Source organism: Acinetobacter sp. GXMZU3951 (assembly GCF_054457875.1).
The window spans coordinates 283,119-297,624 of record NZ_JBTLFO010000003.1 but is presented as its reverse complement, the minus strand read 5'-3'; the positions used below and the strand labels follow the sequence as shown (position 1 = coordinate 297,624).

Genomic DNA, 14,506 nt, shown 5'->3' with positions numbered 1-14,506 from the left:
ATGAAATGGAATTCAATGAAGGCGAAAGCAGTCGCTGCATCGTCACTCATGCTCTCTAGCATGGCTTTTGCGGGTCCAGATTTGGGCGAAGCACAGCAACAAGCCACCAACTGGCACGCAATTGTCATGTTCGTGATTTTTGTTGGTTTTACCCTGTTCATTACTAAATGGGCTGCGAAGCAAACCACTAGCGCACAAGACTTCTATACAGCGGGTGGCGGTATTTCGGGCTTCCAGAATGGTTTGGCGATTGCGGGTGACTATATGTCAGCAGCATCGTTCCTGGGTATTTCCGCATTGGTATTCAGCTCAGGTTTTGACGGCTTACTCTACTCGTTGGGTTTCATGGTGGGCTGGCCAATCGTGTTGTTCTTGATTGCAGAACGCTTACGTAACTTGGGTAAATACAACTTATCAGACGTGGTGTCATTCCGTTTGGATGAAAAACCAGTACGTACCTTGGCGGCATTCAGTTCATTGGTGGTTGTAGCGTTCTACCTGATTGCACAAATGGTAGGTGCGGGTCAGCTCATCAAACTTCTGTTCGGTTTGAACTATAACATCGCGGTAATTGTTGTAGGTCTCTTGATGATGGCTTACGTAATCTTCGGTGGTATGTTGGCAACGACTTGGGTACAGATCATTAAAGCGGTGTTGTTACTGAGCGGTGCGTCTTTCATGGCCTTCATGGTAATGAAAAATGTCGGCTTCAGCTTTGCCAGCATGTTCGAGCAATCCATTGCAGTCTTCAGTAAAGTGCATGACATGAGCCTTGAAGATGCGGCTCATATTATGGGACCTGGTAAACTTGCAGCCAACCCGATTGATGCAGTTTCACTTGGTTTAGGCTTAATGTTCGGTACAGCGGGTCTCCCACACATCTTAATGCGTTTCTTCACAGTAAAAGATGCGAAAGAAGCACGTAAATCTGTAGTGGTAGCAACGGGTTTCATTGGTTACTTCTACCTATTAACTTTCATCATTGGTTTTGGTGCGATCCTGTTTGTTTCAAACAACCCACAATTCATTGATGTTGCGAAAATGGCGGTAACTGGCAAGCTTGAGCTTGTTGGTGGTAACAACATGGCTGCGGTTCACTTGTCTGATGCATTGGGCGGTGACTTGTTCATGGGCTTCATCTCGGCAGTAGCATTCGCAACAATCTTAGCGGTTGTCGCTGGTTTGACATTGTCAGGTGCTTCAGCAATTTCTCATGACTTGTATGCAAACGTATTCAAGAAAGGTCAAACAACGCCTGAATCTGAACTTCGTATGTCTAAGATTGCCACTTTAGTTTTAGCGATCTTCGCAATGGTGCTTGGTATTTTGTTCGAAAAACAAAACGTAGCATTCATGGTGGGCTTGGCGTTCGCAGTTGCATGTTGTGCAAACTTCCCAGTACTTGTTCTTTCAATGTTCTGGAAAGGCTTAACAACGCGTGGTGCGGTGATCGGTGGTTTAGCTGGTTTGATCAGTGCGGTAACTTTGATTGTATTATCAAAAGCAGTATGGGTAGACACACTACACATTTCTGATACGCCTGTATTTGGTTTCAACAGCCCAACCTTGTTCTCTATGCCACTTGCATTCTTCTGCTGCTGGTTGTTCTCTGTAACGGATAACTCAGCTCGTGCGCAAGCGGAACGTAAAGCATTCGATGCACAGTATGTACGTTCTATGACTGGTGTTGGTATCTCAGGTGCATCTGATCACTAATTCAGATCTCCAAGATTTAAAAAAAGCCCCGTAAGGGGCTTTTTTTATGTGGCATGCTTTTGAGCCTATAGAGCGGGTTATTCTGTACTGCTCTTGGGTCTTAAGCGAAATTGTTACAGGAATTGCACTGCCTTACTGTGCGACATAAATTATCATGATCAAGAATTGTTAAATTTTAAACATTCATTTCTTACTTTTTATAAGACTCGCGCAATAAACCTGATTGGTTGCATCTTTACATTAATAAAAAATCTTCTGGGGGAACTTATGCCTTCCATAAAGTCGTCTCCGTTTGCCAATGTCAAACGGAATGTATTTTTAAGTACAGTCATCATTATTGCACTGTTTCTGGCGTTAATTTTGTTTGATCCAAGTGGCTTTGAAGCACTGACCAAGCATTTAAATCAATGGATTATCGACTCGTTTAGCTGGTTTTATGTATTAGCGGTAGCCTTCTTCCTTATTTTACTGATCTTTATTGCCCTCTCGGATATGGGGAAAATCAAACTCGGTCTGGACCATAGTCTCCCTGAATATAGTAAAAGCTCCTGGTTTGCGATGCTGTTTACGGCAGGTATGGGGATTGGTTTGATGTTCTTCGGTATTGCCGAACCGGTTATGCATTATGTGAGTCCGCCAACTGGAGAAGGCGAAACCGTACTGGCCGCGCAGCAAGCCATGCGGATTACTTTTTTCCACTGGGGACTGCATGCTTGGGCGATTTATGCCTTGGTGGGTTTGTCGCTAGCGTATTTTTCCTTTCGGCATAATTTACCGCTTAAAGTGCGTTCCGCGTTATATCCGCTAGTTGGCAAAAAAATTTATGGACCTGTTGGAGATGCGGTAGATACCTTTGCCACCTTAGGGACTATTTTTGGGGTTGCCACCACATTGGGTTTTGGTGTGACCCAAATTAATTCTGGTTTGAATTATTTATTTGGAATTCAGCAAAGCATTGGCATTCAAGTTGGGCTGATTGTGTTTGTGACCTTTTTAGCCTCTTTATCGGTGGGGTTTGGTTTGGATAAAGGTATTAAGCGACTGTCTGAACTCAACTTAATATTGGTCTTAGCTCTGCTGTTATTTGTTTTTCTCTGTAGTTCATCCATCTATATTTTACAAACCACGATCCAGAATGCAGGGCAGTATGTTTCTAACCTGTTTACCATGACTTTTAATCTATATGCCTACCAACCGAATGGCTGGATTGGCGGATGGACCATTATGTATTGGGCCTGGTGGATTTCATGGTCACCTTTTGTCGGAATGTTTATTGCACGTGTGTCACGCGGACGCACCATACGAGAGTTCATTGTCGGGGTCTTGTTCATTCCGACTGGATTTACCCTTATTTGGATGGGCTTTATGGGTAATGCGGCCTTGTTCAGCATTATTCACGATGGCCACAGTTCCTTGATTAGTGCCGTGCAGCAAGATTCTTCCGTGGCCTTATTCGAGTTTCTGACCCATTTACCATTTGCCCAGATTTCCAGTTTAATAGCGACCATTTTAGTGGTGTTGTTCTTTGTGACCTCTGCCGATTCGGGATCTCTAGTCATTGATTATCTCACCGCTGAAACTGAAAACTCACCTTTATGGCAGCGTCTGTTTTGGACGGTATTAATTGCGGTGTTGTCGATTATTCTACTGATGGCCGGTGGTTTAGCCGCTTTGCAATCGGCCACCATTATGAGTGCATTGCCCTTTACCCTGATTATGCTGCTGGTCTGTTGGGGGCTAATGAAAGCCCTCACCATTGATGTCACTAAAATGCAGGCGCTACAAGCGGCCCGGATCACACCACGTGCCATTCAAAATCCGCGTAGTTGGCAGCAGCGTTTAGGCTTGATCATGCACTATCCGCATACCCAGCAAGAAGTGGATACTTATATTCAACAGCAGGTACAGCAGGCATTTAGTCAGGTACAAAAAGAGTTTCAACGCCGGGAATTGGATGTCACGATTCAGTCGATCGAACATGGGTTGCAGTTACGGGTCGATCATCATAATGAAATTAACTTCATTTATCAGGTGGTTTCTCGAGAAACTCAGCCGCCGAGTTTTATGGCCGATACCGTGGCGCAAGATCAGCCGTTTTATCAGGCCGAAGTGTTTTTACGTGAAGGTGGGCAAAACTATGATGTCATGGACTGGACGGTGGAAGACCTGTTGCAAGACATTATTGACCAATATGAGCGTCATTTACATTTCTTAAGTTTGGTGCGCAGCCCAAATTAAATGCTTAATATGAAAAAAGGACGCTTTAAGCGTCCTTTTTTGTATTCTGATTCTAAATAAAATTAGAAGCGGAATTTAGCATTTAAGCCTACAGTTTGTGTATCTTCATTAGCAACATCATCGTTAGCATTTACATAGCTAGCACCTACAGCAACTGCTGGAGTGATGAAGTAGTTAACGTTTGCGCCCCAAGCTGAATCAGGAGTATCTGCAAAGCTTGATTTCACATAAGAAGCACCTACGCTGAGTTTAGGTGTTACATATAAATCAGTTTTCAATTGGTAAGCTGTGTCTTCACCATAAACAAGACCAGACTCAAAGCCTACAGCCATGTTGGTGCCATCGATGTTACCAACGTATTTAGTACGTGCAGTGATTGCATCTTGGTCATCACGAATGGTATCTGACTCTAAGCCAGCACTCACAACACCATTTGATAAAATATTGAATGCATCAAGAGAATATTCGTCTGCAACGCTAGTATAACCCACTGCAACCAAGAAGTTTGGGGCAACTAGAGCACCCAATTCAAGCGCGTAACGGTCACCATTATCTTCTGCTTCAGCAGAGATAGCATTTTTAGCATCTGTTTTCGTGTGGTTGTAAGACGCACTTGCATAAGCAGGAACGAATTTAGTTGGGATATAAGCTTCTGCTTTTGCACCATAAGTATGAGTTTCAGTATTGAAACCATTTTCTTCATTATATTTAGTATAGTTGTAAGCAACAGAAACATTAGATGCTTGGTTTAAGAACGCTGCTTCAGCTAAAGGACCTTTAGAAGTATCCACATCTTTAAAGTAGAAAGTACCTTGAGCTGCGCCAGTGAAGTTTTTGTCATTAGCAGTATTATCGATGTACTCAGATTGACCTTGTACTTCGAATTGGTATGCTTGAGCACCGGTCATGGCTAATAATAAAGCAGTGGCTAAACCGAGTTTTTTCATAAGTATTACCAGTTTGTTAAAATGGATTAAGCAAGTGGCATTGTATTGTAACAATTTATTAAGTCAATCAAGCGCATGTTACGGCTTGTAGCTGAGCAATTGCACTAATTTTCTTGTTTAAAAAATATGCAAATGGCTAAAATCTTGTCAACCTGATAAAAAATATAGAGATAACAATAGACTAAGGTTCACAATTCATAAAACTGGGTGAAAAATTTTGGAATAATCTGATGTGAATTAAATTGTAAAAATAGATTTAAAATCAAATTTTAATTCCTAAAAACAATTATAAGTTTCACACAAATGACACATTCTTTAGTGATGCACTGCTAGAAAGTTGATTAAAAAATAATTAAAACCTACAAAAATTGTAAAAAGTGCACATTAATTGCGCTTTTTTTAGGGGGTAAATGTGATGAATTTGTCTTATTGGGGATTTTATGTGTTTTTCTATAAAACAAAGCAATTTAATCGGCTTTACTTCTAAGCAAAAGCAGAACATAATAATAGGGTAATCAGATCATGTTTCATGGCAATAGTGTGATATCTGACTGATTCTCCACAAAAGGTTTTTGTTTTATCGCCCAGCTTTCCCCAAGGTTGGGCTTTTTTTTATGCGTTTTTCTTGAATCAGTATCAGTATTCGATCAATGAGCGCTGTTTTTGTGGCAGCAGATGTTGTGCTACAGAGCTGTAGAAAGGAAGAAGCGCTGGGTCTGCACCCAAATACAACGCGGGTGCTGATTGGCTGTAGAGTCTGCACTATCGGATCACTGTATTGCACCAATAAGGTGCGATTATTAATTTTTAAATTGAATTTAATATTGATAATAAATCTTAAAGGCAGAAAAAATCCCAGATTAAATAAATAAACTGGGATTTTTTTGCCAAAAAACAGGGAAATTTAAAAATATCTGCTGAGGATGAAATTAAAAACGCCCTAATGTTGTGCATTATGCACCATAATAGATCATAAGTAAAATAAAACACCTTGAAATTCTTCTACTTGCTCAAAAACTGGCTATCATGAGCAGCAATATGATTCAAATCTTGAGGAAGTAACCATGCCAGTGGTAATGCGCACATTGGGTTGTTTGCTGTTGGGTGCGGGAGTTTTGGTGGGGTGTAATTCACAGATCAAACCGAATGCTCAGACTGCGAACAATCCTGTCATGTCACAACAGATGGCTGACAATAAGGTGAATCAGATGTTTCAGTCTATTCAGCAGCCCGCGGTATTGGTGACATATGATGGGCAGCACATGCGACGTTTGGGTAATGACTTACAGCGGGCAGATACAGCCTATATTCCGGCTTCGACTTTTAAAATGTTGAATGCACTGATTGGTTTACAACAGCATAAAGCCACCACCACAGAAGTTTTTCCATGGGATGGACAAGCACGCAGCTTTAAAAGTTGGGAAAAGGATATGACTCTGGCAGAGGCGATGCAAGCTTCAGCCGTACCAGTTTACCAAACGCTGGCTCGACGCATTGGTTTAAGCCTAATGCAACATGAGTTGAAGCGTGTGGGCTATGGCAATATGCAGATAGGATCTCAGGTGGACCGTTTTTGGCTCGATGGCCCCTTAACCATTACCCCGCAACAACAAGCTGAATTTGCCTATCGACTGGCGACTAAAACTCTAGCCTTCGATACAGAGGTGCAACAGGCAGTGAAAGACATGTTGTATGTAGAGCGCCGTGGGGCAGCCAAGCTGTATGCCAAAAGTGGCTGGGGCATGGATGTACAACCTCGGGTCGGATGGTATGTGGGCTGGGTTGAGCAAGCCAACGGTCAGATTGTGGCTTTTGCGCTTAATATGCAAACCGACCATGAGCAGCAACTGGCGTTAAGAAAAGAGTTAACTCTCGATGCCTTAGATAAACTGGGTATTTTCCCTTATTTATAATGCTGCAAATTCAGCTAAAATAAACAGAGTACGTTATTTGTACACAACACTGATTCTGTTACGGTACAGACAATGACGCTTCAGTGTTGTACATTTCCGTAGTGTTATGATTTAAATCATAGCGAAATCCGCGAAGGAAACCTCTCAGCATCTATGTCCAAATTACGTGCAGAAAACATTAGTAAACGATTGCTGGGAGCGATGTTGATCATTGTTCTGTCATTGCTGTTTATTTCTGTACCGCTGATTTTTAAAAGCTATCAGCACTACCAACAAGCGCGTATTTCCTTGTCTGAGATTCAGAGTCTTAGAGCTGTCGCTGAACTCTCCAATAAAATTTCACGGGAACGTGCCCCGGCCAATAAAGTCATGTCGAGCACCTCCGAAGAGCTGGCTCAGAATCAGCAAGAGTTGAGGGACTATCGACGTGGGGTTGATCAACAGCTTGAAAATACGATAGTGCTGCTGAATAGCACAGGTTTTCATGCCGAAGCTAGGGAATTAACCACCCAACTGCAACCACAATTACAGCAAGGGCGGGCTGCGGTAGATGCCTATGCTGCTTTGCCTCGTGCCCAGCGTACTATGGGGCAACTGGATGCTGCAATTTTACAGATGTTTGCTGCATGGGATGAAAGCCATACCGTGTTAAAACATATGGTGATTCATTCACAAAGCCAAGATGAATACACCTCGAATTATTACACCTTAATTCTGATTTTGGCCGATTTGCGTGATCAGGCAGGCCGTGTGGCATCCAATATTATTGCTCCTGTGACCTTTCAGGAAAAAATGCCCGATACCAATCTGGCGCGTTCTCTGCAAACTCAGCATCAAGCGCATTATTTATGGGATTTGGTTTACACCATCATGCCCGAACAAGATAAAACCCCTGAATTTATTCAATTGCATCAAAAAGTGAAAACAGACTTTCTTGATCAAGGGATTGATACCGTGCAGATGCTGATTCAAGACAGCCTTGCAGGGCAACCCTATGCTTTATCAGGCACTGAACTGACCAAGCAAATCGTTGATAAATTTAGTTCAGTGGTGAACTTGCAGAGTTATATTTTGGACTACAGCCTGATGGTTGCGGAGCAAGACAAGTCGCAGGCCAAACGCCAGTTTTTTCTGACGCTGTTCATGACTTCCGTGTCCTTATTGGCAGCGTTGTTTACCATGATTTATGCGCGTCGCAATGTATTTGGACCTTTAATTCAAGCGCGTGAAACCATTTTAAATTTATCACAGGGTAAGGTCAGTTCAGCGCTGGAAGACAGCAGCTTACAAGATCGTCGGGTAGATTCTTTATTTACCGCGATACGCAAGCTAGAAGGCATGTTACAACAACGCGACGCCTTGGAATTTCAACTGAAAAATATTGCCAACTCAGACGCCTTAACAGGCGTGGCCAATCGTTTAGCATTAGAAAGTTGTATTCAGCACCTAGAACAGCAACCAAAAAAGTTAGAAAAGTTGGGGCTGCTGGTGATCGATATTGATGATTTCAAACAGGTCAATGATCAATATGGGCATATGCTTGGGGACAAGGTTATTCAGATGGTTGCCGAAATTTTAAAATCCAATGTCCGCGCTACAGATTTAATAGTGCGTTATGGGGGCGATGAATTTTTGCTGCTGTTGGAGCAAATCACGGAAGTGGAAGCCTTAATGATTGCCGATCAAATCCGACGTGAGGTCAATCTTGCAACCTTGCAGGTCGGTCTAGCCCAAGAATTGCGCGTTTCGATCAGTGCGGGTTATGCGGTGGGGGCGGCCAGTTGGTTAGAGCTTTTTCATAAAGCCGATCAGTCTTTATTTAAGGCCAAAGCGAATGGCAAAAATGCGGTACAAGGCTAGGCTTGTGACCGCATGGGCATGATTATTTTAGCTTATTCTTCATTCTGATAGTCAGAGAGACAATGCTTGGCATTACGCAGTTTGCCCATGGCATTCCAGCATTGCGCTTGGATAATACTGCCGGCATCGTAGTTTAACACCGCTTCGGGGGTGCCATCTTCATACCAAATTTCATAGCGGTTTTGTCTTAAGCCGTTGCGGTATTCTCCACGACGTTCCAGTTTGCCATTACTAAACCATTGTTTCAGTTCACCACGCATGATGCCATGTTCGAAACGCACATAGGTCCAGGGTTTACCGTCGGCATACCAGCGCTGTTTCATGCCATCTTGCATCTCATCTTTGTATTTCATGGACAGCGCCAGTTGGCCATTCGGGTGCCAAATGCGATATTCCCCATCAGGACCGCCATCATTCATGGTCGATTCTTGTTGTTTTAAGCCGTTGGCATGCCAGAAGATGAGTTTGCCACGGTAGATCCCATCTTCATATTCAATCTGGCTACGTATTTTGCCATTCGGATAATAGCTTTCAAAGATTCCTGAGCCTTGTATTTGATCTGGAAAATGCACCAGATGTTCGCATTCGCTGGCTTTGCTCGAAGGCTTTTGTGTGGTGATAAATGACGAGGTCAGCGGGCTTTGGCCGGCATAAAAATATTGCACCAGCCATGATTTGGATGTGTTGCCCGTTTGAATACGGGGTGTACATTTGGGATGCTCTTGCCACGGGTTGTCGCTGCCATCGGATGCTGAGGTGAAAACAATCATGTTTTCATTGATATAGCCATTGGCGTAGGTGTGTAGGGACACAAGTCCCAAAGACATGCTGAGAAGGAGTGCTTTCATGGTTTTGATTATGTCGTTGTGTTATTGAAAAGTCATAGGGCTTCTGTTTTGATGAAAGCCGAGTCGGATTTTACGTGATTTGAATTTAAATTGAGTAATAGAATTTAGATTTTGCTGTTTGGTGATTTGAATATCGGTTTGATTCCTTATCACGTCCGCATATTTATGTAGTGGTTTAAATTTTTGTTGTGTAGGCGTTGCCTCACTTTTGACTGGGAAAAAGTGACAAAACCCATGTGTGAAGTACAGTCAAACAGGTGACATCCATGTCACCTGTTTTATAAGAATACTTTATAAAATATTAATTCTTTATAGATTGATTACAATAAGGGTGACTTAATTGTCCATTGTTATAGCCAGCTTTACCGCCATCTTCGACACGAATAATATGATCGTAAGAAATAGATTTAGGAGCATCTAAATAACCATTACATATTGGACATTTAAGTGCGGTCTTTAATGCTGAATAAATAAAGATCTGACTTTTTTGATCATCGGTAAACTTGGTAGACGAACTTTGATATTCGCCAACTAAGATTTTTCCTTGAAAGCCTGCAAAATTGATAAAATCTTGTTCAGTTACATCTTTAGTTAATAACAGTTTTTTTATTGTTTCGGACAAGATTTCTTTATAAGTATTATTACGTTTATTACTTAAAGAGCGTTGAAGAATGCCCGCAATAAGATCTTTGTGTTCGATTAAGAGACGTTCAAGTTGCTCTCTTATTTTAATAAAGTTTTGAAAAAAGGTTTGGTCATTATTAGAGAGTTTCTCGTTAATTAATGAAAATGTGCCTAAGAACATTGAACTTGAATGTCTTCCACTAGGACCATAGAAGTAGACAGCAGGATGTAGTCCTAAGCTACCGTTCTCATCACCAGTAATCCGTGATGCTAATTTTAATAGTTTATTTAGACAGGTAAGAGTCAGAGATCCAGTATCATCATTTTCATCATCTTCAAGTTTTTTGATACTAGCTTGCTTAGATGAAGCCATTGCAAGTAATTCTATTAATATTTGAAGAGCATTTCTTACACCTTTAGATCCACTTAAGGGTAAGTCTAATGTTTTAATTGGTTGTGAGGCTTCTGGACTAAATAAAGTTGCATGTAATGATGCTGCTGCGGATTCAATTTTTGATTGCATTTCATGGTCAAAGTTTGACCAGTATTTGTGACCTTGTCCAGCACGAATAATTGCTCGAGCTGAAATAGGAATTGGCTTGAATCTATTTCTTAGTAATTTTTCCTCTAACTCATCAAGAGGAGTGCCTTTCATGTTGATATTAAAGAAAGATGTTTCGGCTTTTTTTACATCACCAGTAACCCATTGTACTGATAACCCTCTAGCAGTAAGAGTATTCAATCTTTTCTTTTTTTGAGGATCTAGTTGTGAGTGATCATCTAATTTTGAAAGAGATTGGTAACTTGCCCAGCTCCCTATTTTATCATTAATCAGTTTGCGTACTTTCGTAGCAGCCTTCTTCTGCTCTAAAGATATATTGTCAGAGCCAAAATATTTGAATGATAAATGACCATCACCATAATCATCTTCAACCCAAGACCGCAATGCACTTAATCTATGGCCTCCATCAATTACGAACATATAAGAGTTTGATTTCCATAAGATGACTGAAGGAATTAAATCACCATCTAAATAGCACTCTAATAATGAAACTAATTGTTCGGGAGACCAATGATTTGTTTCACGTTGAAAATCAGGCTTCCTTAGTAAACTAATAATAGGTTTACCAGTTTCTAATTCGCGTGCAGGAATACTATGGAAATTTTCAAAAGAAGTATTATCAGGACTTTCCTCTGCAAAGTCTTCACGCTTAATCATCGCATCTAAATTTACTAGATTAGATTTACTAGCCATTTATTTAATCCTAAGAGCTTCTTATTTAGTAAGTATGTTGTGGTTTTATAAGATTAATTAACTTTTTTAATCTTGAATAATATTTAGTACAAGAAAAAGAGAGTAACCCTCCTTTGGAAAAGGCGGGAATCCCCCTCTTTTTAAAGAGGGGTTAGGGGAGATTCTAAAATCACTTCAACAACGGTTTTAAGAACCTTGCTGTATGCGAAACTTTACTTTTCACCACTTCTTCAGGTGTACCTTCGGCAATAATTTGACCACCACCTGCACCGCCTTCAGGGCCTAAGTCAATAATCCAGTCTGCGGTTTTCACCACATCCAAATTATGCTCAATCACCACAATCGTATTTCCTTTGTTACGCAGCTCATGCAGGATGTCGAGTAACTTGGCAATGTCATGGAAGTGCAGACCTGTGGTCGGTTCATCCAGTACATACAAAGTTTTACCTGTATCGCGTTTTGCCAATTCACGTGCCAGTTTCACACGCTGTGCTTCACCACCAGAAAGGGTTGTTGCAGACTGACCGAGACGGATATACCCCAAGCCAACTTGGTTTAAGGTTTCTAAACGACGGTGAATGACTGGAATGGCATCGAAGAAATGCATGGCATCTTCAACCGTCATATCCAGCACATCGGAAATGTTTTTGCCTTTATAGCCGACTTCCAAGGTTTCACGGTTATAGCGTTTACCATGACAGTTATCGCAGGGTACATACATATCGGGTAAGAAGTGCATGGCCACTTTAATCATGCCATCGCCTTCACAGGCCTCACAGCGTCCACCTTTCACGTTAAAGGAGAAACGACCAGCGGCATAACCACGGGCTTTGGCTTCTGGGGTTTGCGCAAACAACTCACGAATAGGGGTAAATAAACCCGTATAGGTGGCAGGGTTGGAACGTGGGGTTCGTCCAATCGGGCTTTGGTCAATATCCACGACTTTATCAAGGAATTGCAAGCCATCAATCGAGTCGAACTTCTCGGCTGTGAGCGTGGTTGCCCCATTGAGTTGAGTCGCCGCCAGTGGCAATAAGGTACGGTTAATCAGCGTAGATTTACCTGAACCCGACACACCTGTGACACAGGTCATGACACCCAGTGGAATGGTCAAATCGACATTTTTCAGGTTGTGCCCCGCAGCACCCATCAGTTTAATTTGCTCATCGGGACGTGGTGGCTGGGTACGCTGCGCAGGGACGGCAATTTTGAGCTTGCCCGACAGATATTGCCCGGTGAGGGAATCTTCATGACGTGCCAACTCATCTGCCGTACCTTCGGCAATAATCGCACCACCATGCACGCCTGCACCCGGACCAATATCAATAATATGATCCGCTGCGCGAATGGCATCTTCATCATGTTCGACCACCAACACGGTATTGCCGAGGTCACGCAAACGCACCAAAGTTTCCAGTAGACGGTCATTGTCACGCTGATGCAGACCAATTGAGGGTTCATCCAATACGTACATCACGCCCATTAAGCCTGCGCCAATTTGCGAAGCCAGACGAATACGCTGTGCTTCACCGCCCGACAAAGTTTCAGCCGAACGTGACAGACTGAGATAGTTCAAACCCACCGAAACGAGGAAGTGCAGACGCTCACGGATCTCTTTAAAAATCTTGTCGGCAATTTCACCTTTGGCACCGGTCAAGTTGAGGGTTTGGTAATAGGCTTCGGCATCGCCAATCGACATTTTGGTGATCTCGGCAATGGTTTTGTCTTTGACGCGGACATTGCGCGAAATTTCGTTTAAACGTGAGCCGCCACAGGCATCACAGGCCGCATTAGACAAATACTGCGCCAAGTCATCGCGCACATAGTTACTTTCGGTTTCACGATAGCGACGTTCTAAGTGTGGCAAAATCCCTTCAAAGGGTTGCACGCGATTGTGTTTACGCCCACGTTCGTCAATATAACTGAGATCAACTTTTTCTTTGCCCGTACCGTATAAAAACTTTTTCTGGGTATCTTTATCCAGTTCGTTCCATGGGGTCTCTAAGGAAAATTCAAAATGATCCGCAACTTTTTGAATCATACTGTAATAATACGGACGTTGTCGGTCCCAACCACGAATCGCGCCCTGACTAATCGATAGCTCGGAATTTGGAATGAGTTTATCAGCACTAAAATGGCTGCGTGTACCTAAACCATCACAAACCGGACAGGCACCAAAGGGATTGTTAAATGAAAACAGGCGCGGTTCCAGTTCAGCCACGGCACGGTCACATTCAGGGCAGGAGTGTTTGGCCGAAAACACACGGTCAGGATGTTCGCCTTTCATCCATGACAGCACGGCAATATCACCGCCTAAACGCAGTGCAGTTTCAAAACTTTCCGCAATTCGGTTGCCCAAGTCATCCCGAACTTTAAAGCGGTCCACCACCACTTCAATGGTGTGTTTTTTCTTTTTGTCCAGCTCAGGCGGCGAGTCAATATCAATAATCTCACCATCGACACGGGCACGGACAAAACCTTGGCTTTGTAATTGTTCAAACAGATTGCTGTATTCGCCTTTGCGTTCTCGTACCACAGGGGCAAGCAGCATTAGCGCTGTGCCTTCTTCGAGCGCTTTCACAGCATCGACCATTTCCGAAATGGTTTGTGCCACCATCGGCAGGTCATGTTCAGGGCAAAAAGGCGTCCCGACACGGGCATAGAGCAAACGCAAATAATCGTAAATTTCGGTAATGGTCCCGACAGTCGAGCGCGGGTTATGGCTGGTCGACTTCTGCTCAATGGCAATCGCAGGGCTTAAACCTTCAATCGAATCAACTTCAGGTTTTTCCATTTGCGATAAAAACTGCCGCGCATAGGCCGACAGCGATTCGACATAGCGGCGCTGACCTTCGGCATACAGGGTATCGAAAGCGAGAGAGGATTTACCTGAACCTGAGAGTCCCGTAATCACCACAAACTTGTCGCGGGGAATATCGAGGCTCACATTTTTTAAATTGTGGGTACGTGCACCTCGAATACGGATATGACTTTGGCTCATGAAAACATCTCAATTATTGTGCAAATAGAAACTTATATGATAGCGCTTTAAAATTGTTCAAGTCTGTTGTGTTGATTTTTAAACGACAAATCATGACGGAGAGA

General features: G+C 42.7%; 8 protein-coding genes. 4 read left to right on the top strand and 4 right to left on the bottom strand.

Going from position 1 to position 14,506, the window contains the following annotated elements; genetic code table 11:
• Positions 1-1,716 carry a cation acetate symporter gene (locus tag ACX17N_RS07220; RefSeq protein WP_458891849.1) on the top strand — a complete coding sequence of 572 codons (1,716 nt, stop codon included), beginning with the start codon at positions 1-3 and terminating at the stop codon, positions 1,714-1,716.
• Positions 1,717-1,983: 267 nt separating this feature from the next.
• Positions 1,984-3,954: a BCCT family transporter gene (locus tag ACX17N_RS07215; RefSeq protein WP_458891848.1), complete on the top strand. Its 1,971-nt coding sequence runs from the start codon at positions 1,984-1,986 to the stop codon at positions 3,952-3,954.
• 62 nt (positions 3,955-4,016) lie between these two features.
• Here the strand turns inward: ACX17N_RS07215 and omp33-36 are convergent, their stop codons facing one another.
• Positions 4,017-4,913 (bottom strand): porin Omp33-36, encoded by an 897-nt coding sequence (omp33-36, locus tag ACX17N_RS07210; protein WP_458891974.1) that lies wholly within the window; start codon positions 4,911-4,913, stop codon positions 4,017-4,019.
• 1,052 nt (positions 4,914-5,965) lie between these two features.
• Between omp33-36 and blaOXA the strand changes: the two genes are divergently transcribed.
• Positions 5,966-6,814, top strand: a complete 849-nt coding sequence (gene blaOXA / locus ACX17N_RS07205; RefSeq protein WP_458891847.1) for a class D beta-lactamase — start codon at positions 5,966-5,968, stop codon at positions 6,812-6,814.
• A gap of 153 nt (positions 6,815-6,967) precedes the next feature.
• Entirely contained in the window at positions 6,968-8,674 is a 1,707-nt protein-coding gene (locus ACX17N_RS07200; protein WP_458891846.1) for a GGDEF domain-containing protein, read from the top strand.
• Positions 8,675-8,706: 32 nt separating this feature from the next.
• Here the strand turns inward: ACX17N_RS07200 and ACX17N_RS07195 are convergent, their stop codons facing one another.
• From ACX17N_RS07195 to uvrA, 3 genes are all read right to left on the bottom strand, one after another.
• Positions 8,707-9,522 carry a toxin-antitoxin system YwqK family antitoxin gene (locus tag ACX17N_RS07195; RefSeq protein WP_458891845.1) on the bottom strand — a complete coding sequence of 272 codons (816 nt, stop codon included), beginning with the start codon at positions 9,520-9,522 and terminating at the stop codon, positions 8,707-8,709.
• A 301-nt stretch (positions 9,523-9,823) separates the two neighbouring features.
• A complete protein-coding gene (locus ACX17N_RS07190; protein ID WP_458891844.1) occupies positions 9,824-11,401 on the bottom strand; it encodes a GmrSD restriction endonuclease domain-containing protein in 1,578 nt (525 codons plus the stop codon).
• Positions 11,402-11,570: 169 nt separating this feature from the next.
• Positions 11,571-14,402 carry an excinuclease ABC subunit UvrA gene (uvrA, locus tag ACX17N_RS07185; protein ID WP_458891843.1) on the bottom strand — a complete coding sequence of 944 codons (2,832 nt, stop codon included), beginning with the start codon at positions 14,400-14,402 and terminating at the stop codon, positions 11,571-11,573.
• Positions 14,403-14,506: the final 104 nt, after the last annotated feature.

Bases quoted from the DNA above. Each gene is read 5' to 3' on its own strand.
- ACX17N_RS07220 (WP_458891849.1), top strand. From the start codon at position 1: ATGAAATGGAATTCAATGAAGGCGAAAGCAGTCGCTGCATCGTCACTC.
- ACX17N_RS07215 (WP_458891848.1), top strand. From the start codon at position 1,984: ATGCCTTCCATAAAGTCGTCTCCGTTTGCCAATGTCAAACGGAATGTA.
- blaOXA (WP_458891847.1), top strand. From the start codon at position 5,966: ATGCCAGTGGTAATGCGCACATTGGGTTGTTTGCTGTTGGGTGCGGGA.
- ACX17N_RS07200 (WP_458891846.1), top strand. From the start codon at position 6,968: ATGTCCAAATTACGTGCAGAAAACATTAGTAAACGATTGCTGGGAGCG.
- ACX17N_RS07195 (WP_458891845.1), bottom strand. From the start codon at position 9,522: ATGAAAGCACTCCTTCTCAGCATGTCTTTGGGACTTGTGTCCCTACAC.
- ACX17N_RS07190 (WP_458891844.1), bottom strand. From the start codon at position 11,401: ATGGCTAGTAAATCTAATCTAGTAAATTTAGATGCGATGATTAAGCGT.
- uvrA (WP_458891843.1), bottom strand. From the start codon at position 14,402: ATGAGCCAAAGTCATATCCGTATTCGAGGTGCACGTACCCACAATTTA.